Genomic DNA, 18,306 nt, shown 5'->3' with positions numbered 1-18,306 from the left:
CCCCCCGGCCGGTGAGCCGGGGGGCCGTACGGGTGGCCAGAACTCAGCCGCCGTAGCCGTCCTTGTGGTTCTTGTGGTCCTTGTGATCGACGTTCGCGCACTTGTTGCCGAACGTCGGGTTCAGCAGACCGATGACGTCGATGGTGTTGCCGCAGAAGTTGACCGGAATCTCGATCGGCACCTGGACGACGTTGCCCGAGATGACACCGGGGGAGTGAGCGGCCGCGGCTTGGGCGTCGGCGTCGGCGACCGCCATGCCGGCTCCGCTCAGGGCGACGGCGCTCGTGCCGGCCATAACGGCGGCAGCCTTCGCGATGCGAGACATCAGTATCTCCTTGTACGTGGAAATCGACCGCGGACCTGCGGTTGTCACTGCCCTATAACGCCGCTCTTCGGGCCGGGGTAACGGCGTGCCACTCCAATGGCGCGTTCCCCGCCCGAGGGGGCGGGGGAGGCGGTGGAAGAGCAGGGGATCAGGGCTCGGACCGCGCCAGTCCGAGGGTCGTCTCCAGCCCCGCGGTGACGGCCGGCGTCAGAACGCCGGCCCTCGGCAGCTCGACGCCCGGCAGGCCGCGCGTCTCGGCCCGCGGCAGCGTGAGCGGGATGCCCAGTACCGCTCCGGGCGTGATGGCCCGCGCGTCGGAGGCGGGCGCCGAGACCAGCGCGCGGCTCAACGGCTGGCTTTCCACGACGTCCGGCAGCGAGGCGCTGACCAGCGTCTCGGGGAGCCCGGCCGTCACGGGGAATTGCGGCAGGAGCAGCGGCTGCAACGTGCCCTCCCCGTGGCCGGTGAGACCCATCGGCCCTCCCGGCATGGGGAGGGGCACACCGGTACGCAGCGTCGGCGGCTCCATGGGGAGTACGGCGCGCAGGCCGTGCAGCGGCACGTCCACCGGTGCCACCGGCGCGGTGGCCGCCGCTGCGGGGGTCGCCATCACCGCCGATGCGAGGGAGGTGACGACAATCCCCACGCGGGCCTGAGATTTCAGGTTCATAGCTGCGTGCGCCTTCCCAAGTTTGCTTGTGAGTATGGTGCTGACCAAAAGAACGAGCACGCGCCGGGAAACGACTCAGCATTCGCCCGGTTGCAGCAACGTCCCAGCAGGGCATGCCAAAAGGCCGACAGGAACCCATCTTCCCAGCCGGCCCCGGCAGCGCCGCGTACGGCGACTACTTGCCCAGCGGCACTCCGCCCAGCAGCGGCTTCGCGGCGTCCTTGACCTTGTTGACGACCTTGCCGTCGGTCGTCGCCTTGGTCACCGCTTCGGTGGGAACCGCTTCGGTGAGGCGGGGCTTGCCGAACGGTTCAACCGCTCCGTTCAGGCCGGAAGGGGTAAGGGTCTCGGCGGCAAAGGCCGGGGCGGCCGCGCCCAGAGCCATCACGGAACCGGCGACGACCGCGGCAACCTTTGTGGGCTTCATGGGGAGTGAGTCCTTCCTGGAATGGCGTCTGTTCGCTGCAACTCGCGCACGCGACAGGCCACTTGGATCACCTGTGCGGCGCTCTGTCATCTGTAACGAGCCCTCCGCTCGGGGGAAACTCCATGAGAGGGGAATTCTCGCCACTGCACTCGAACGATGAGAAGCGGTCCTATTTCCAGATCAGCGTGACGGAGAAAAGCAGGCGGCCGTGCCGGCTCAGCCGGGGAAGCTGAGGCGGCACGGCCGTCAGGGTGTGCGCCGGGGGCCTTCGGGGCCCGCGGGCCTGCTCGGACGCGGGTTGCTCAGACGCCGGTGAGGGGCGTCTCGGCGGTCGTGGGGGCCGGAAGGGTGGTCATCCCCGTCGTGGGCGTCTCGGCCATCTTCGTGACATCGCGCATGACCGTGTCGACCAGGTTCTTCACCGCCGCCTGGATGCGCGACGCGTCGGCGGACGCCTGCTTCTTCGAGGTGGCCGCGACGAGCTCGGTGACCGCCTCCTGCATGTCGGCGAGCGCCTCCTCCATGTCCGCGTCCGTCCCGGCCATGGAGCCGCCGCCGGTCACCGTGGTGGGAGTGGTGGTGGGCGTGCTGGCGTCTTCCTCTTCCTCTTCCGCTTCGGCGGCCGCCTTCTTCAGGGCCTCGATGGCGGCGGTGAGGTCCGTCATCTGCGCGCTGTTCAGGTTGCCGGCGGGGGCAGCCTGGTTGCTGTTCGTGCCCAGGACGGTGGTGACGACGCCGCCGAGGAGACTGGTGAGCGAACTGAGGATGTCGCCGATGTCCTGGGGCGCCCTGGCCTCCGCGTCGACGGCGCCGGTGGACTGCGGCAGCGGGTGGTGGGAGTGGGCGAGGGCCGGTCCCGCCGTACCGAGCGTGAGCGCGGCGCAGATCGCGGTGACCGCCACGCGGCGGGGTGTCAGGAGACGCATTCCTTGTCCTTCCAGTGACGCGTCGAGAATGTGACATCACCGTGAGTCCCGCCCGCGCGGCCCGCAAACGCATGCGGCGCGAGTGTGATTCGGCCCCATGGGTGAATGCAACCGCCTGACCTGCCCCGGAAAGGACATCGTGGCCGCTCCCCGGGTGTTTTCCGGGCGCCGCCGACAGGGTGGTCCGCCCCGTATTTGTTGCGGCCCAGGGATGGTCACCTGCCTTTCCGCATCCCGGCCGACACCAGGGCACCAGGATCGCCGGCGTGGACAGCCCCTGCGCCACCGAACGGGTGAACCCACCGCGTGAATTGGTCGTGCGCGACACGCCGCACCGGCTAACGCGACCTGAAAATCAGGAAGTTGGCCCGCCGGTGTTTCCCTTGCTTCGGGTCGTGTTTGTTGAGCTATAACGTTCTTCCCGCTGCTTCCGCTCCGTCCCAGCGGGAACCCTTTTTCGCGGTCCTCAATCGTCACAGTGGAGAACCCGTATGGGGAATTCAGAGGTTCTTGCCGTGCGGCGCGGTCCGGCGCGCCGCTGACGTCCGCCGCGCGCCGAAGAGCGCCGACCCCTCACTGCCACCCACGTCGTAGAAGGCTTCGAAGAAAGGGTCACGCGTGCGTCGCCCACTCACCGCATTGCATGTTGTCCAGCCCGGTGACGGCGGGGTGGCCCGTGTGGTCACCGACGTGGTGGGGGCGCACCTGGCCCTGGGGATGCGGGTGGCCGTCGCCTGCCCGCCGGGTACGCCGCTGGCGGCGGCGGTGCGCGGCCTCGGCGCCGAGGTGCACCCGTGGCGGGCCGGCCGCGAACCGGGGCGGCGGCTGGTGGCCGAGAGCCGCAGGATCGCCGAGCTCGTCGATCTCGTACGCCCCGACCTGGTGCACGCGCACAGCGCGAAGGCCGGGCTGGCCGCCCGTATCGCCGTACGCGGCCGCGTTCCGACCGTGTACCAGCCGCACGCCTGGTCCTTCGAGGCGGTCGGCGGGGTGACCGGGGCGCTCGCCCGGCGCTGGGAGCGCTGGGCCGCCGCCCGCTGGACCGACCGCGTCGTCTGCGTCAGCGAGGCGGAGCGGCGGCGCGGTGAGCACGCCGGGGTACGGGCCGCCTGGGCCGTCATCCACAACGGCGTCGACGTCGCCCGGTTCGCCACCGGGATGGACCGGGCGGCCGCCCGCGCCGCGCTCGCGCTGCCCGCCGCCGCGCCGCTCGTGGTGTGCGTGGGACGGCTGTGCCGCCAGAAGGGCCAGGACACGCTCCTCCAGGCGTGGCCCGCCGTCCTCGACCGCGTACCGCACGCCCGGCTCGCCCTCGTCGGCGACGGACCCTCCGCCCCCGCGCTGCGTGCCGCCGCGCCCCGGTCGGTCACCTTCGCGGGTGCCGTCGCCGACACGGCGCCCTGGTACCGGGCCGCCGACCTGGTCGTCCTGCCGTCCCGCTGGGAAGGGCTGGCCCTGGCGCCCCTCGAAGCCATGGCCGGCGGCCGCCCGGTCCTCCTCACCGACGTGGACGGCGCCCGCGAGAGCCTGCCGCCGGGCCACGCGGCGCACTGCCTGGTCCGCCCCGACGACCCGGCCGCGCTGGCCGCGGCCCTCGCCGGGCTGCTGCGGCGGCCCATCCTGCGGCAGGCACTGGGCCGGCAGGCCCGGCAGCACGTACTCCAGCGATTCGACGTGCGGCGCGCGGGCGCGGCCCTCGCGGACGTGTACCGCGAGGTGGCCACCGCGCCGCGCGGTGAGCTCAGGGAGCCGGTCTCCCAGTGACCACGGAAAGCACCGCTGCCAACACCCCGACCGCGGACCGCGTCCACGCCACGGAAGCCACGGAAGCCACGCTGGCCACGGAGGGAGTCGCCGCGGCACCGCACCTGGCCCCGCCGCGCGGGCCGGCCGACCGGGTGGCCCTGCCGCCGCGCCGCCCCGCGCCCGTCGCCCCCTTCACCTCCTCGCTGGTCGCCGCCGACTGCGTCGCCGTCCTGCTCGGCGCGCTGGTGCTCACCGACGAGCAGCGCGGCGCCGGCCTGCTCATGCAGCTCACCGCGTGCCTGGCCGCGCTCAACGCGTACGCGGGCCTCTACCGGCCCGGCGCCATCGCCTCCGTACTCGACGAACTGCCCGCCCTCGCCGGGCGTGCCGCCCTCGCCTGGTGCGCGGCCGCCGCCCTGCTGGCCGCGCAGTCCCCGCCGCGCGCCATCGGCCCGGCGGCGCTGGTGACCGCGTACGGCGTCCACCTCGCCTTCGTCTGCGCGTGCCGTGCCGTGCTGCACCACAGGCGCCGCGCCGCCGCGCGCGCCCACCCGAGGTCCGCGCTCGTCGTCGGCCCCGTGCCGGAGGCGCACCGGCTGGCCGGCACGCTGGCCGGGCACCCGGAGTACGGCATCCGGCCGGTCGGCGTCGTCAGCGGCCACCGGGTACCGGGCGAATCGTCACTGCCCGTTCTGACGACCACCGAGGAGATCCACCGGGCCGTCATCCAGAACGGCGTGCGCGACGCGGTGTTCCTGGGCAGCGAGCAGGCCGAGCTGGTCACGCTGTTCAGCCACTACGGCTGCGCGAGCTGGCTGGTCGGCGGCGGCGACGGCGGACGTACGCCGATGAGCCAGCACCTGTGGGGCCACGAGTGGCGGCGGCTGGACCCGGCGCCCGCCCACCGGGGGCGGCTGTCCAAGCGGGTCCTCGACGTCGCCGTCGCCGGCCTGATGCTCGCCGCCCTCTGCCCGCTGCTGGTGCTGTGCGCGGCCGCGATCCGGCTGTCGGACGGTCCGGGCGTGATCTTCCGGCAGCAGCGCGTCGGCCAGGACGGGCGGCTGTTCACGCTGCTGAAGTTCCGTACGCTGCGCCCCGCCGACGACGAGGAGGCGGCGACCCGCTGGAGCGTCGCCCACGACGAGCGGATGAGCGCGGTCGGCACCTTCCTGCGCCGCACCTCGCTCGACGAGCTGCCGCAGCTGTGGAACGTGCTGCGCGGCGACATGAGCCTGGTCGGCCCGCGTCCCGAACGCCCGTACTTCGTCGCCAAGTTCAGCCGCCTCCACCCCGGTTACGCGGCGCGGCACCGCATGCCCGTGGGGCTGACCGGGCTCGCGCAGGTGCACGGGCTGCGCGGTGACACCTCCATCGAGGACCGGTGCCGCTTCGACAACCACTACATCGACCACTGGTCGCTCTGGCAGGACGTGTGCATCCTGCTGCGTACGGCGGCCTCGCTGATCCGCCCGGCGGGCAGCTGATGGCGGTTCCGCGCTGGGCGCCCCTGGTGCCGCTGCTGGCGGTCGTCGCGCTGCTCTTGGTGCCGCCGCCGCGGGGCGAGCAGGGGACCGGCACGGTGGCGGACGCCGCGTCGGCCGTGCTGGTCGCCTTCTGCGTCGTACGGCTGGTGCGGGACCGCGACCGGGCCCGGGCGCGGCCGCTGTCGCGGACGGCGGCCGTCGTGCTCGGGCTGCCGGTGCTGGGTGTCTGTGCCGCCGCCGTCGCGTCGAACGATCCGGCGTCGAGCCTGCCGGGCGTCGCCCGTTACCTCCAGGTCTTCGTCCTCGTACCCGCCGCCGTGGTGCTGCTGGTACGGGACCGGCGCGACTTCGCCCTGGTCGCCTGGGCGGTGATCGGCCTGGCCCTGGTGCAGGGGGCGGTCGGGGTCGTGCAGTACCTGACCGGGACGGGCGCCTCGTACCAGGGCGAGGACGTACGGGCGGTGGGGACGTTCGGGGCCACCGATGTGCTGGGCATGGCGGCGGTCGTCGCGTTCGGGCTGGTGGCCGCCGTGGGCATGGCGCTCGGGACGGCCGGGAGGGCCAGGGCGGTGGCGGTCTGCTGCGCCGGGCTGCTCGCGGTCCCGCTGGTGGTGTCCTTCAGCAGGGGCGCCTGGATCGCGACGGTGGTGGCCTGCGGGGTGCTCCTCGCCCTGTCCGGGCTGCGGCGCGCGGTGTGGGCGGGACTGGCCGCCGGGGCGGTCGGCGTCGTGCTGGTCGCGGGGCTCGGCGTCGGGTCCAGGATGGTGGAGGAGCGGGTGGCGAGCATTTCCCAGGTCACGGCCGCCCCCGACCAGTCGGTCACCGACCGGTACACCATGTGGGCCGCGGCGGCGTCGATGTGGCGCGCCGAGCCGCTGACCGGCGTGGGACTCAAGGGCTTCCCCCAGTACCGGGACGGCCACGCCTCGCTCGCCCTGTCGTCGGGCAGCGACACGGCGGGCGCGGGGTCGGGCTTCCAGCGGCAGCCGTTGCTGTCGCCACACAACATGTACCTGCTGCTCCTCGGCGAGCAGGGCCTGCTGGGCCTGGCGACGGTCGCGGGCAGCTGGCTCGCGCTGCTGGCGTGCGGGCTGCGGCGGCTGTGGGGGCTGCGGGGACTGCGGCGGCTCCCGGGAGCGGAGTGCGGGCTGGTGGCGGTGGGCCTGCTGGTCTGGCAGCTCGTCGACTTCACGTACGCGGACATCGGCGGCCCCGCGACCGTCCTGACGGGCCTCGTCCTCGGCCTCGCGGCCTGGTGGGCCCTGTCCCCGCACGGCGCCGGTACGCCGGGCGACGCCGGTCCGGTGCCCGCCACCCCGGGCGCCGCCGCCCCGGCGGGCGTAGCCGGGCCGGGCGTCCCCACGTCGGACGCCGCCCGCCCGAGCCCCGACCGCACCTGTGCCGTCGACACCGGCCGCCACCGGGAGGTGCGGCCCCGTGGGTGAGGGCAGCGCCGTGCCGCTGGGGGTGGCCGAGCCGTCCGCGCCGGGAGGCGGAGCGTGGCGGCCCACGAACCGGTTCCTCGCGAGGGCGGCCGTGCTGACCGCCGCCCTGACCGCCGCCGGCGCCCTGCTCGGGCTGGTACGCGACCAGCTCCTGGCCCACACCTTCGGCGCGGGCACCGACACGGACGCGTTCCTCGTCGCCTGGACCGTGCCCGAGTTCGCCGCAACGCTGCTGATCGAGGACGGGATGGCGCTCATCCTGATCCCCGCGTTCAGCAGCGCCCTCGCGCGCCGGACGACCGGCGACGACCCCGTGCGGGCGCTGGTCAGGGCCACGCTTCCGAAGGCGGCCCTGGGCATGAGCGCGGCCGCCGGCCTCCTCGTGCTGGCCGCGCCCTGGCTCGTACCCGTGCTGGCGCCCGGCCTGCCGCAGCAGCGGCTCGCGGTGGACTGCACCCGGCTGACGGCGACCTGTGTGCTCACCTTCACGCTCGCCGGGTACTGCAGCGCGGCACTGCGCGCCCATGGCCGGTTCCTGCCGCCGGCCGCGATCAACATCGCGTACAACATGGGCATCCTCACGGCGGTCGTCCTGCTCGGGCCCGCCTGGGGGGTGCGCGCGGCCGCGGCCGGGGTCGCGGCGGGCGGTGTGCTGATGGTGCTGGTCCAGGCGCCGTCGCTGTGGCGGCAGTTGACGGGCGAACGTGCCCGGGCCGAGGGCAAGCGGGCACCTGCGGGCGGGCTCGTCGTCGCCCTCCTCGCGCCCGTGATCGTGTTCGCGGCGACCCGCCAGTCACAGGTCCTGGTCGAGCGGTTCCTCGCCGCGCCGCTGCCCGCCGGCGCCATCTCGCACCTCAACTACGCGCAGAAGGTCGCGCAGCTGCCGATGGTGCTGTCGCTCATGATGTGCACGGTCACCTTCCCGGTGGTGGCGCGGGCGATGGCGGCCGGTGACACGGACACCGCCCGGCGGCGGGTCGAGCGGGATCTGCTGCTGGCGGGAGTGATCGTGCTGGCCGGTGGCGCGACCGTCATCGCCGCCGCGCCCCAGATCGTCGAACTGCTCTTCCAGCGCGGGGCGTTCGACCGCGCCGACACCGCCGCCACCGCCGCCGTCATGCGGATCTACGCGCTCGGCCTGCTCGGCCACACACTGGTCAGCGCCCTCGTCCGCTGCTACTTCTCCGCCTCCACGCCCCTGTGGTACCCGGCCGCCGTCATGACCGCCGGCGTGGCCGTGACCGCCGGGGCGGGCCTGGCCTTCGCCGGGCCCTGGGGCGCGGTCGGCATCGCGGCCGCCAATGCCCTGGGCATCACGCTCTCCGCCGCGCTGCTCCTGATCGGCGTACGCCGGCAGAGCATCCCGCTCGCCGTCGGCCCCCTCGTGCGCGGCCTGGCCAGGCTCACCGCGGCCGCCGCCGTCGCCACCGCGGCGGGGTGGCTGTGCGCGGGGGCGGCGGGCGCGCCCCTCGCGGCGGCGCCCGTCGCACTCGTCACCGTCACCGTCGTGTTCGTCGCCGCCGCCTGCGCGCTGCGGGCGCCGGTGGTCCCCTCCCTCGTCCGTACCGCTTCGCGAAGGCTCGCTCATGGCCACTCGGAACACCCGCCTGTGGACGGCGATGTACCACTCGATCGACGACCGCACGAATGAGACGGACGACCCGTACCGGGTGACCGTCTCCCCCGCCCGGCTGGACAGGCAGCTGCGCTGGCTGCGCGACCGCGGGCTGCGCGGCGTGTCCGTACGGGAGCTGCTGCGTGCGGCCCGGCGCGGCGACGCTCGCGGGCTCGTCGGGCTGACCTTCGACGACGGGTACGCCGACTTCCTCGACAACGCCGTCCCGCTGCTGCGCCGCCACGACTGCACGGCCACCGTCTTCGTCCTGCCGGGCCGGTTCGGCGGCGACAACGCCTGGGACGAAGACGGCCCGCGCAAGCCGCTGCTGACGGAGGACGGCGTACGCCGCTGCGCCGCCGCCGGCATGGAGGTCGCCTCGCACGGTCTGCTGCACGTCTCCCTCCCCCCGGCCACCGACCTGGCGCTGTCCGAGGAGACCCGGCTCAGCCGGGAACTGCTCCGTACGGTCACGGGAACCGCCCCCGAGGGCTTCTGCTACCCCTACGGCCACCTCGACGCCCGCACGGTCCGCGCCGTCCGCGAGGCCGGGTACGCCTATGGCGCCGCCGTCGGCCCCCCGCCGGAGCTGGCCGGTGTGTTCGCGCTGCCCCGCGTGCACATCGGGCAGCGCGACACCGGCTGGCGGCTGCACGCCAAGCGCCGGCTGCACGCGCTGCGGCGCGCCGCCGTGGACCTGGCCCCGGCCCCGATGCCCGTGTCATGAGGGTCCTGCACATCATCACGGGCCTCGGCATCGGCGGTGCGGAACAGCAACTGCGCCTGCTGATCCCCCATATGCGCGAGGTCCACAGCAGCGTCGTCACGCTCACCAACCCCGGTGCCGTCGCGGACGCCCTGCGCGCGGACGGCGTGCCGGTCACGCACCTGGGCATGCGCGGCAACCGCGACCTGACCGCGCTGCCCCGCCTCGCCCGGCTGATCGCGGGCGGCGGGTTCGACCTCGTCCACACGCACCTGTACCGGGCCTGTGTGTACGGGCGCCTCGCCGCCCGGCTCGCCGGGGTGCGCACGGTCATCGCCACCGAGCACTCCCTGGGCGCCGCCCAGATCGAGGGCCGGCCGCTCAGCGCCGGGGCGCGCGCCCTGTACGTCGCCACCGAGCGGCTCGGCACGGCGACGGTGGCCGTCTCCGACACCGTGGCGCGGCGCCTGGCCGGGTGGGGCGTGCGCCCGGCGCGCATCCGGGTCGTACCCAACGGCATCGACGTGGGGCGCTTCGCCTTCGACGCGGGCGCGCGGCGGGCGGCGCGGCGGCGGCTGGGGCTGGCGCCGGACGCGTACGTCGTCGGCGGGGTGGGGCGGCTGGCGGCGGGCAAGCGGTTCGGCACGCTGATCCGCGCGGTGGCCGACGTGCCCGGCGCGCGGCTGCTCCTGGTGGGGGAGGGCGATCAGCGGGAGCGGCTGGAGCGGGTCGCCCGGGAGTGCGGGGCGGCGGAGCGGGTGGTGTGGGCGGGCGCGGTGTCCCGGGGCCTGCCGGAGCTGCTCTCGGCCATGGACGTGTTCGTGTCGACGTCGGCGGAGGAGGCGTTCGGGCTCGCGATCGTCGAGGCCCTGGCCGCCGGGCTGCCGGTGCGGTACGTGGCGTGCCCGGCCCTCGACGACCTGCCGGCCGGGGAGGCACCCGGGGCGCTGCGAATCGGCGCGTCGGCGGCCGAGGTGGCGGCCGCGCTGCGGTCGGTCCCCCGTGAGCGGCTCCCGGTCCCCGACGCCGTACGCCGCTACGACATCGCCCACAGCGCCCGGCAGTTGACGTCCCTCTACCACGAAGCCACGAAGCTCCCCTACGAAGCGAGTGACCGATGACCCCCCATTCCTTCCTCGTACGCCGTGTGATCGGCCGGCTGACCCGACTGACCCGGGCGGGTGCCTACCGCCGGCTGCTCGTCCCGGGCGCCGCGCTGCTGGGCCTGGCGGCGGGGGGCGCGTACGGTCTGCTGGCGACCCCGCAGTACGCGGCGACCAGCTACGTCGTGGTCGTACCCGCCAAGGGGTCCGACCCGGCCGGTGCGCTGGGCCTCGCACAGGCGTACGGGCGGGTCGCCACCGACGTCGCGGTCACCGCCGACGCCCAGGTCGAGGCGGGGGTTCCGGCGGGCACCCTGCGCGCCGGCGTCCAGGCCGCGACCTCGCCCGACGCCCCGATGATCTCCCTCACGGCGCGGGCGCCGCGCCCCGAGACCGCGGTCGCCATGGCCGACAGCGTGGCCAGGGCCCTCGTACAGAAAGGCGCCCACACCCAGGACAGCACCGGCGTGAGGGTCGTCCAGTTCACCCGCGCCGCCACGCCCACCGCCCCCGTCTCGCCGTCCGCGCCGCTGTCCGCGCTCGTCGGCGGCTGCGCGGGTGGCCTGCTGGGCGGGCTGGCACTCCTGGTCCGGCCGCGCCGGGACACGGCACGGGGCCGGTACGCGGCCGTGCCCGGCCCGGGCTCCCCCTCGGTGGCACAGCCGGAGGCGGTATGAGCACCGAGGTGACGGTCTGCCGGGACGGCGAGGAGTTCGGGCGGCTGGCGGGCGAGTGGGCGGACCTGTACGCCAGGTGCGGGGCCGCCACACCGTTCCAGGCGCACTCGTGGCTGCACTCCTGGTGGGTGTCGTACGGGATCCCGGGCCGCCTGCGGGTCGTGCTCGTACGCCAGGACGGGCGGCTGGTCGCGGCGGCGCCGCTGCGGCTGGTGCGCGCGCCCCTGCCGGTCCTGACCCACCTGGGCGGCTCGATCACCGACTTCTCCGACGTGCTCGTCGACGACACCTGCGACGAGGCCCTCCCCGCGCTGGCCGACGCGCTGCGCGACCTCGCCCGTACCGCCGTGATCGACCTGCGGGAGGTACGCGCGGGGGCCGCCGCCGAGCGGGTCTACGCGTACTGGCGCGGTCCGCGCCGCAGGCTCGCCGACTCCACCTGCCTGGAACTGCCCGCCCTCACCATCGACAAGCTGGTCGACCGCCTGCCCTCGTCGCGGGCGCAGCGGTCCCGCTCCAAGCTGCGCAAGATCGACCGGATGGGCATCCAGGAGCGCGTCGTACCCGCCGCCGAGGTGCCGGTGGCGCTGCGGAGGCTGCTGGAGCTGCACCAGCGCCAGTGGGCCGGGCGCCAGGTGACGGCCGAGCACCTCAGCACCCGGTTCGCCGAGCACCTGGAACGGGCGGTGCGGACCATGGTCGAGTCGGGGAACGCGATGGTGACCGAGTTCCGCGTCGACGGCCAGGTCGTCGCCGCCAACCTCAATCTCATGTCACCGCGCCTGTCGGGCTGCTACCTGTACGGGGCGGACCCCGTCCTGCGCGCCGGCAAGGTGGACGTGACGACCATGCTGCTGCGCAACGGGGCCAAGGAGTGCAGCGCCAGCGGCCGCGGCACGCTCAGCATGCTGCGCGGCACCGAGCCGTACAAGCACCACTGGCGCCCGGAACCGGCCGTCAACCAGCGGCTGCTGCTGGCCCGGCGCCGCACGGCGGTGCCGATGCTGCTGCGGGCGGGATGCGCGGCCGGCCGCCGGTGGGCGGCGGACCGGCTGCGCGACCGCGCGTGGGTGCGCCTGCTGCGCCTGCCGCGCCTGCCGGGGCGCGGCGGCGCATGACGTGCGCTACTCGCGCCAGGCGAGCCGGACGCACAGCTTGCGGCCCAGCCACTTCTCGATCCAGGGGCCGAGATCCAGCGGAATGCACCCGGACTGCTCGGGCTGAGGCTCCAGGTCCGGCTCGGGCTCCGGTTCCGGCTCCGGCTCCGGCTCCGGTTCCGGTTCCGGCTCGGGCTCCGGTTCGGGCTCCGGCTCCGGTTCCGGTTCCGGCTCGGGCTCCGGGTCCGGGTCCGGTTCAGGCGTGGGGGTCGGCTCGGGGGCCGGTTCGGTGGGAGCGTCGCGGCCGGAGAGGACCGTACGGAACACCTCCGACGACTTCGGGTTCTCGTCGCACTGCCACACGCCGTGCGGGCAGTAGTCGGTGATCGTCTGGTAGAGCGGCTTGTGCCGGTCGAACCACTCCAGCATGCGCCGCATGTACTCGGGGTTGTCGCCGTTGCGGAACAGCCCCCATTCCGGGTACGAGATGGGCTTGCCGTGGGCAGCGGCGAACTCCACGTGGTGGCGCAGGCCATAAGGCTGGTTGACCTGGTCGTCGAAGTCCTCACCCGGAGGCTGGTCGTAGGAGTCCATCCCGATGATGTCCACGACGTCGTCCCCGGGATAGCACTCGGTCCACGGAATGGCGTCCACTCCGCGACTGGGCGCGAAGTCGAACCGGAACTTCTGCCCGGGCACCGAGCGCATGGCGGTGACGATGCGCTTCCAGTACGCCTTCCACGCCTGCGGATCGGGGCCGCAGCGGTGCGAGTACGTGATGCCGTTCATCTCCCAGCCGAGGACGATGACGGTGTCCGGCACCTCCAGTGCCACGAGGCGTTCGGCGAGGGTCCGGAAGTGCCGGTCGAACCGTCCGTCGGCGCCGAGCCGCAGCAACTGCCGCACGACCGGGTCCGGCAGGTGGCTCTCGTTTCGCTCCAGCATGGGTACGTTGAGGACGAAGAGCCGGTCCTGCTTGGCGCGCCGCCACTGTGCCCAGTGCTCCAGGAAGCCGGGGCGGCCCTCGATGTTGGTCCACACGTCACCGGGCAGGTAGGTGTGGCCCACCCGGAGTTCGGTGCCGCCCAGCCACTTGCGCAGGCCCGCCATGCGGTGGATGCCTCGCGGCCCGTAGTCCAGATAGGCGCCCAGCGCCGTTCCGTCGACCGGACCGGTGACGGGGACCGGGCCTCTGGGAGGTGCCGGTTCGGCGGCGTGGCCCGGGGCGGACACGGCAACGCCCGCCACCAGCACACCGGCGGTGAACACCGCGAGCCGTGCGCCCGTCCGCTGTCTCTTTCCTCCCCGGTGCCCTCTTGGATGACCCATGTCCGCTCCTTCGCCAGGCGTCAGGATGTCGCGTTCGCCGTCACGTGGAGCAAAAGTATTCTTAATGGGCCGATCGTGAGCGCCGGTCCGTCCCCCAGTAGCCCGTTGGTGGATTACCTCGCCCGCTTGGGTCATTCGGACAGGGAAAAGCCGGTCCCGGAGCGCTCCGGGACCGGCTGTTACGCGGGCAGGGCCCGGCGCCGCGTCACTTGTTGATGCAGACGTTGCCGTAGGTGGGGTTCAGCAGCGCGATGACGTTGACGGTGTTACCGCACACATTGATCGGCACGTGCACCGGCACCTGGACGACGTTGCCGGAGATGACGCCCGGGGAGTTCTTGGCGGCACCCCAGGCCTCCGCGTCGGCGACCGCGGGAGCGGCCGCACCCAGCGCCATGACGATACCGGCGACGGCTACCGCAGCCTTCTTGCACTTCATAGATCGGCTTCCTTTCCACAGAGGAAGTCTCGCCACGGATTTCGTGACAACGAGCCTGAGGGGCCCGGCTTCCGCTGCGAAAATCACAACGAATGTGAAACCGAAAAGACACCACTGAGGGTACTGTCCGCCGCTGATTCACTCGAACGTTGAGCAGCGGCCGGAGGCAGACGGGTCAACGGCCCGGCCACACGGGAGTCGAGACCAGCGCGTCCCATTCGCGGTCCGGCAGTCCCGGCACCGTCCGCCCCAGCGCTTTCCATTCGCGCGTCAGTGCCGAATAGACAGGAGGCGTTTCGGCCTCCGTCGCTTGCCTGCTCTGTGGAATGAGCGGCACACGCTGCCATTTCCCGGCGTGAGGAGCCATGCCGAACCTCTCCGTTCACCAGGTTCACAGGTTCACAGCAGCCTTGGCGAGGCTCTCGCATCATGTCACAGCTCCTGCCGTCAACGCCCTGGACGGAAGGGCAGGGCCGCGAAGCGCAGGCCGAAGTGGTCGAGGGTGCGCGGCAATGGCCGGTCCGGGCGCAACCGGCCGGGCCGCTCCGGAAGATAGGTGTGGCGTTCGAGCAGCGCGGCCACCATCGTCGAGGTGACCAGCAGCACCAGGTCCTGGCCCGGGCACTCGCCGGGGCCCGCGCTGAACGGCATCAGCGCCTCCGTGTCCTGCGCCGTGCCGTCGAGCCAGATCTCCGGCGTGAAGCGGTCGGAGTACGGCAGCGACTCGTCCCGGTGGAACAGCGGGGCGTATATCAGGAACTCGGTCCCGGCGGGCAGCGTGTCCTCGCCCCAGGCGGTCTCGCGCACCGACTCGCGCAGCAGGAACGGCGTGGTGGGCCACAGGCGCACCGATTCCAGCACGCAGGCACGGGTGTACGGAAGCAGGTGCGGCTCCGTCAGGTCGGTGACCGCGAGCTCGTTGCGCACCTGTGTCTCCTGCGCCGCGTGCGTGGACAGCAGGGCCAGGGTCCGGAACGCCGCGATACCCGCCCCGTCGAATGCAAACAGCCAGTGCGGCACCTGCCCCGGCGGGTCGGTGCCGGGCGAGGCGGGCGTGGCGGCGAGTGCGGCGGCGAGGCTGCCGGGCTCCGCCCGGTCCAGGTGGGTACGCAGGCGGCGTTCGAAGCGGTCGCGCAGGGTGGCGCGGCGGGGTGCGGCGGTGGACCAGTTCGCGGTGGAGCGCAGCCGGCCGAGCATCGCGGTGAGCCCGGTGTCGTCGCGCCCGGTGTCGCCGAGCACGATCCGGCGGGCGGTGCGGTCCCAGGCGGTCCGGAAGGCGGTCCAGCCGATCTCGCCGTCGCCCGCGGTCGTCGCGCCCAGGAGCTTGCCCGCCTCCTCCCGTACGGTGCGCACCATCCGCGGGGCGAGGCTGTGCAGCTGGTGGCCGTACTCCAGCACCGCCTCGTTGAACGCGCGCCGGTCGTCGCGCTCCGCACCGCGCGAGATGAGCACGCCGTGCGGCTGGAACTGTTCCAGCGAGGCCCGCTTCTCGCGGGTCGCCGGGGAGTACGGGTCCGGTGTGCCGGCCAGGACGTGGGCGGCGTCGCCCGCCTGGAGGACCACGGCGAAGCGGCGTCCCGCCAGGTCGAGCCGGAGCGGGCCGGGGCCGTAGTGGCCGCGCAGCTCGGCGAGCAGGCTCGTGGCGCGCCGGTCCAGCGCGTACCGCTCCGCCAGGGCCATACCGGCGCGGCGGCGGATGACGGCGCCCGCCGCGAGAGTGGGGGCGATGACCTGTGCGGCCAGCCGCGCGGTGTCGCGGGCGGAGGCCTTGGCGGGGGTGTGCGTGGCCCTGTCCGTACCGGTCATGGGCCCCGAGTGCCCAGGCGGCACGACCACGAAACGGCACGCGGGAGCGTCGGCCGGGGGCAGGCCGCGGCCCCGGGGCGGGGTACGGCCCGGGGCCGTCGGAGGCCGGAGCGGGGGCGCATGCCGGCCGGGGGCGGGGGCCCAACCCGGCCGGGGCGGGGGCAGGGCCGAGCGGGGTACCGGCGGTCAGCCGCCGGTCGCGTTGGGGCCGCCGCTGCCGAAGCCGCCGCTGGCGGAGCCGCCCCACTTGGCGTCCGTCTCGGTGCGCGGCGTGGGGTCCGGATCGGTGTTCTGGCGCCTGAGCTCGTACGGCATCAGCCGGTCCTCCCGCTCGTCCAGCTCAGCGGGCCGGCGGTGACCTTCGACCTCGCCCGGAATCCCGGCGTCCGGGGGCCGGTGCGGCTGCTCGTCCGGCTTCGGGGGCGCGGGCTCCCGATTTCTGATGCGCAGCCCCACCCAGAACGCGCCGATCAGGAATCCGACGACGACGATGCCCGCGACCAGCGGACCAATGCCGATGACATGGTCCTTAGCGGCAAATTCCGTGGTGAACGGGATGAGAGATTCCATATGGGGCGTGTACCCGGATCGCGGCCGATCAGACATCCCCGGTGCCGCGCGCGAGGGCGTGGCAGCGCACACCCTGGGGCGTCATCTCCCGGCACGCGTCCGCCGCGGCTCGCGGCTGACACGCGACCGCGGAGGTGAGGCGCGTCGGTCACTTCGCGTCGGCGTAGCACTCCACCGTCGCCGTCGTGAACGGGAACCGCACCGGGGTTTCCCCGAACGCGATCCGCCCGGCGGTGTCCCCGGCCGCGCGGATCGCTTCGGCGACCGCCGGGGCCTCTTCGGCCGGGCAGTGCACGATCACCTCGTCGTGCTGGAAGAACACCAGCTCCGCCCGCATCCCCGCCAGCGCCCGCCGCAGCGCGGCCAGCATCAGCAGGGCCCAGTCGGCGGCGCTGCCCTGTACGACGAAGTTCCGGGTGAACCGGCCCCGCGCGCGGGCGTTCACCGACGCGTACCCCGGCGTGAACTCGCCGTCCGCCACGGGCTGTTCGGCGTCGTCCTGGGGGAGGCCCGCCTCGTCGGCCTCCGCCGCGCCCGCCGCGCGCGGGCTCGTCCGGCCCAGCCAGGTGCGGACCAGCCGGCCCTCCTCTCCCGCCTTCGCCGCGTCGTCCACATACGCCACCGCCCGGGGGAACCGGCGGCGCAGCGCCGCGAGATTCTTCAGCCCGTCGCCGCTGGTCTGCCCGTAGACCGCGCCGAGCAGCGCGAGCTTCGCGTGTTCGCGGTCGCCGGAGAAGGCCCGGTCGGACAGGCGCGTGTACAGGTCGTCCTCGTGGCCCGCCACCTCCATCAGCCCCGGATCGCGGGAGATCGCCGCGAGCACCCGGGGCTCCATCTGGTCCGCGTCCGCCACCACCAGCCGCCAGCCCTCGTCGGCGACGACCGCGCGGCGTATCACCTTCGGGATCTGCAGCGCGCCGCCGCCATTCGTCGTCCAGCGCCCGCTGACCGTGCCGCCCGGCAGGTACTCCGGCCGGAAGCGCCCGTCACGGACCCAGTCCTGGAGCCAGCCCCAGCCGTGCGCCGTCCAGATCCGGTACAGCTTCTTGTACGCGATCAGCGGCTCGACGGCCGGGTGGTCGATCTCGGCCAGCTCCCAGCGGCGGGTGGACCTCACCCTGATACCGGCCTGGGCGAACGCCTTCACCACGTCGGCCGGCAGGTCGGGGCGGACGCGGCGCCCGAACGCCGCCGACACCTCATCCGCCAGCTCCGCCAGCCGGCGGGGCTCGCCACCGCCCGCGTACCGCTCGCCGAGCAGTTCGTGCAGCACCGCCCGGTGGACGTCCGCCCGCCATGGCAGCCCCGCCCGGGTCATCTCGGCGGCCACCAGCATCCCCGCAGACTCGGCCGCGGTCAGCAGCCGCATCCGGCCGGGATGCTCGGCGGCCGCGTGTCTTCGCTGCTGGTCCGCGTACACCTCCAGGAGCGCCTCGAAGGGGACGCTCACGGGCCGCGGCTCGAACAGGGGCGACTGCGAGCCCGGCTCGGCCGCCCTGAGCGGTGGATCGGCCGGTACGGGACGGTCGTGCAGCCGCGCCCAGGCCGCCGCCGCCGAACGCGGCTCGCCCAGCCGTCCCTCGTGCCCGAGCAGCAGCTGCTCGGCGACCTCGATGTCGTAACACCGCTCGATCCGGACGCCGGCCGCCAGGAGCCGCGGGTGGAGGGCGGCCGTGGAACGCCACACCCACCGGCCGACGCCCGGCCGCGACCGTACCGCCTCGACAAGGTCGGGCTCGGTCAGCACGGGGCCGGCGGGCAGCCCGTCCCCGCCGAGGGGGACGAGCCGCGCCCCGCCGCCCTCGGTGCCGTCCAGAACCCAGCGTTCGCTCACGCACGCGAGTCTGGCACCCGGCACTGACAATCGGCGCTCGATGTCAGTGGCGGCTGCGACCATGGTGTTCGGGTGTCGGTGTACGCGTGAGGAGGCACTTTGATGTC

At 74.0% G+C, this 18,306-nt stretch carries 17 protein-coding genes; 8 read left to right on the top strand and 9 right to left on the bottom strand.

The features are described 5' to 3' along the window. Positions 1-43 precede the first annotated feature (43 nt). The 4 genes from QWM81_RS19190 to QWM81_RS19175 all read right to left on the bottom strand — a co-directional run bounded on the left by QWM81_RS19190 (position 44) and on the right by QWM81_RS19175 (position 2,348). On the bottom strand, positions 44-325 hold the full coding sequence (locus QWM81_RS19190) for a chaplin (protein WP_290113347.1): 282 nt from the start codon (positions 323-325) through the stop codon (positions 44-46). Between the two features lie 148 nt (positions 326-473). Continuing rightward, on the bottom strand, positions 474-995 hold the full coding sequence (locus QWM81_RS19185; protein ID WP_290113346.1) for a hypothetical protein: 522 nt from the start codon (positions 993-995) through the stop codon (positions 474-476). A 175-nt stretch (positions 996-1,170) separates the two neighbouring features. Continuing rightward, the gene (locus tag QWM81_RS19180; RefSeq protein WP_290113345.1) at positions 1,171-1,422 is read right to left on the bottom strand and encodes a hypothetical protein; all 252 of its coding nucleotides are present in this window, start codon (positions 1,420-1,422) and stop codon (positions 1,171-1,173) included. A gap of 302 nt (positions 1,423-1,724) precedes the next feature. Beyond that, positions 1,725-2,348 (bottom strand): hypothetical protein, encoded by a 624-nt coding sequence (locus QWM81_RS19175; RefSeq protein WP_290113343.1) that lies wholly within the window; start codon positions 2,346-2,348, stop codon positions 1,725-1,727. 639 nt (positions 2,349-2,987) lie between these two features. On the opposite strand from QWM81_RS19175, the gene QWM81_RS19170 reads away from it, so the two are divergent. Genes QWM81_RS19170 through QWM81_RS19135 form a run of 8 tightly spaced genes read left to right on the top strand, consistent with a single transcriptional unit; the run spans position 2,988 to position 12,242 of the window. Then, the gene (locus QWM81_RS19170) at positions 2,988-4,112 is read left to right on the top strand and encodes a glycosyltransferase (RefSeq protein ID WP_353938318.1); all 1,125 of its coding nucleotides are present in this window, start codon (positions 2,988-2,990) and stop codon (positions 4,110-4,112) included. Continuing rightward, positions 4,109-5,578 (top strand): sugar transferase, encoded by a 1,470-nt coding sequence (locus tag QWM81_RS19165; RefSeq protein ID WP_290113339.1) that lies wholly within the window; start codon positions 4,109-4,111, stop codon positions 5,576-5,578. Before QWM81_RS19170 ends, QWM81_RS19165 begins: the two co-directional genes overlap by 4 nt. After that, positions 5,578-7,023 carry an O-antigen ligase family protein gene (locus tag QWM81_RS19160; RefSeq protein WP_290113381.1) on the top strand — a complete coding sequence of 482 codons (1,446 nt, stop codon included), beginning with the start codon at positions 5,578-5,580 and terminating at the stop codon, positions 7,021-7,023. Before QWM81_RS19165 ends, QWM81_RS19160 begins: the two co-directional genes overlap by 1 nt. Beyond that, on the top strand, positions 7,016-8,674 hold the full coding sequence (locus tag QWM81_RS19155; protein WP_435372397.1) for a lipid II flippase MurJ: 1,659 nt from the start codon (positions 7,016-7,018) through the stop codon (positions 8,672-8,674). Before QWM81_RS19160 ends, QWM81_RS19155 begins: the two co-directional genes overlap by 8 nt. Further along, positions 8,610-9,365: a polysaccharide deacetylase family protein gene (locus QWM81_RS19150; RefSeq protein WP_290113337.1), complete on the top strand. Its 756-nt coding sequence runs from the start codon at positions 8,610-8,612 to the stop codon at positions 9,363-9,365. Before QWM81_RS19155 ends, QWM81_RS19150 begins: the two co-directional genes overlap by 65 nt. After that, positions 9,362-10,465 (top strand): glycosyltransferase, encoded by a 1,104-nt coding sequence (locus tag QWM81_RS19145; RefSeq protein ID WP_290113336.1) that lies wholly within the window; start codon positions 9,362-9,364, stop codon positions 10,463-10,465. The genes QWM81_RS19150 and QWM81_RS19145 overlap by 4 nt, the downstream gene beginning before the upstream one ends. After that, positions 10,462-11,124 (top strand): YveK family protein, encoded by a 663-nt coding sequence (locus tag QWM81_RS19140; protein ID WP_290113334.1) that lies wholly within the window; start codon positions 10,462-10,464, stop codon positions 11,122-11,124. Before QWM81_RS19145 ends, QWM81_RS19140 begins: the two co-directional genes overlap by 4 nt. Further along, positions 11,121-12,242 carry a GNAT family N-acetyltransferase gene (locus QWM81_RS19135; protein WP_290113333.1) on the top strand — a complete coding sequence of 374 codons (1,122 nt, stop codon included), beginning with the start codon at positions 11,121-11,123 and terminating at the stop codon, positions 12,240-12,242. Before QWM81_RS19140 ends, QWM81_RS19135 begins: the two co-directional genes overlap by 4 nt. A 6-nt stretch (positions 12,243-12,248) precedes the next feature. Here QWM81_RS19135 and QWM81_RS19130 read toward each other — a convergent pair whose 3' ends face one another. From QWM81_RS19130 to QWM81_RS19110, 5 genes are all read right to left on the bottom strand, one after another. Beyond that, entirely contained in the window at positions 12,249-13,550 is a 1,302-nt protein-coding gene (locus QWM81_RS19130) for a glycoside hydrolase family 26 protein (protein WP_290113332.1), read from the bottom strand. Positions 13,551-13,755: 205 nt separating this feature from the next. Then, positions 13,756-13,989 (bottom strand): chaplin, encoded by a 234-nt coding sequence (locus QWM81_RS19125; protein ID WP_290113331.1) that lies wholly within the window; start codon positions 13,987-13,989, stop codon positions 13,756-13,758. 447 nt (positions 13,990-14,436) lie between these two features. Then, positions 14,437-15,795: a cytochrome P450 gene (locus tag QWM81_RS19120; protein ID WP_290113330.1), complete on the bottom strand. Its 1,359-nt coding sequence runs from the start codon at positions 15,793-15,795 to the stop codon at positions 14,437-14,439. 186 nt (positions 15,796-15,981) lie between these two features. After that, positions 15,982-16,365 carry a DUF6479 family protein gene (locus tag QWM81_RS19115; protein WP_290113329.1) on the bottom strand — a complete coding sequence of 128 codons (384 nt, stop codon included), beginning with the start codon at positions 16,363-16,365 and terminating at the stop codon, positions 15,982-15,984. Positions 16,366-16,513: 148 nt separating this feature from the next. Continuing rightward, complete coding sequence (locus tag QWM81_RS19110) at positions 16,514-18,199, bottom strand: bifunctional 3'-5' exonuclease/DNA polymerase (RefSeq protein ID WP_290113327.1); 1,686 nt, start codon at positions 18,197-18,199, stop codon at positions 16,514-16,516. Positions 18,200-18,306 lie beyond the last annotated feature (107 nt).

The sequence above is a fragment of the Streptomyces ficellus genome, from assembly GCF_030406405.1.
Taxonomy (GTDB): domain Bacteria; phylum Actinomycetota; class Actinomycetes; order Streptomycetales; family Streptomycetaceae; genus Streptomyces; species Streptomyces ficellus_B.
The sequence above is the reverse complement of the archived record's forward strand: the minus strand, read 5'-3'. Positions and strand labels throughout refer to the sequence as shown.

What these genes read in the sequence shown, in the direction of transcription:
- QWM81_RS19190 (WP_290113347.1), bottom strand. Translation starts at nt 325, where the DNA reads ATGTCTCGCATCGCGAAGGCTGCCGCCGTTATGGCCGGCACGAGCGCC.
- QWM81_RS19185 (WP_290113346.1), bottom strand. Translation starts at nt 995, where the DNA reads ATGAACCTGAAATCTCAGGCCCGCGTGGGGATTGTCGTCACCTCCCTC.
- QWM81_RS19180 (WP_290113345.1), bottom strand. Translation starts at nt 1,422, where the DNA reads ATGAAGCCCACAAAGGTTGCCGCGGTCGTCGCCGGTTCCGTGATGGCT.
- QWM81_RS19175 (WP_290113343.1), bottom strand. Translation starts at nt 2,348, where the DNA reads ATGCGTCTCCTGACACCCCGCCGCGTGGCGGTCACCGCGATCTGCGCC.
- QWM81_RS19160 (WP_290113381.1), top strand. Translation starts at nt 5,578, where the DNA reads ATGGCGGTTCCGCGCTGGGCGCCCCTGGTGCCGCTGCTGGCGGTCGTC.
- QWM81_RS19150 (WP_290113337.1), top strand. Translation starts at nt 8,610, where the DNA reads ATGGCCACTCGGAACACCCGCCTGTGGACGGCGATGTACCACTCGATC.
- QWM81_RS19145 (WP_290113336.1), top strand. Translation starts at nt 9,362, where the DNA reads ATGAGGGTCCTGCACATCATCACGGGCCTCGGCATCGGCGGTGCGGAA.
- QWM81_RS19140 (WP_290113334.1), top strand. Translation starts at nt 10,462, where the DNA reads ATGACCCCCCATTCCTTCCTCGTACGCCGTGTGATCGGCCGGCTGACC.
- QWM81_RS19135 (WP_290113333.1), top strand. Translation starts at nt 11,121, where the DNA reads ATGAGCACCGAGGTGACGGTCTGCCGGGACGGCGAGGAGTTCGGGCGG.
- QWM81_RS19130 (WP_290113332.1), bottom strand. Translation starts at nt 13,550, where the DNA reads ATGGGTCATCCAAGAGGGCACCGGGGAGGAAAGAGACAGCGGACGGGC.
- QWM81_RS19125 (WP_290113331.1), bottom strand. Translation starts at nt 13,989, where the DNA reads ATGAAGTGCAAGAAGGCTGCGGTAGCCGTCGCCGGTATCGTCATGGCG.
- QWM81_RS19120 (WP_290113330.1), bottom strand. Translation starts at nt 15,795, where the DNA reads ATGACCGGTACGGACAGGGCCACGCACACCCCCGCCAAGGCCTCCGCC.
- QWM81_RS19115 (WP_290113329.1), bottom strand. Translation starts at nt 16,365, where the DNA reads ATGGAATCTCTCATCCCGTTCACCACGGAATTTGCCGCTAAGGACCAT.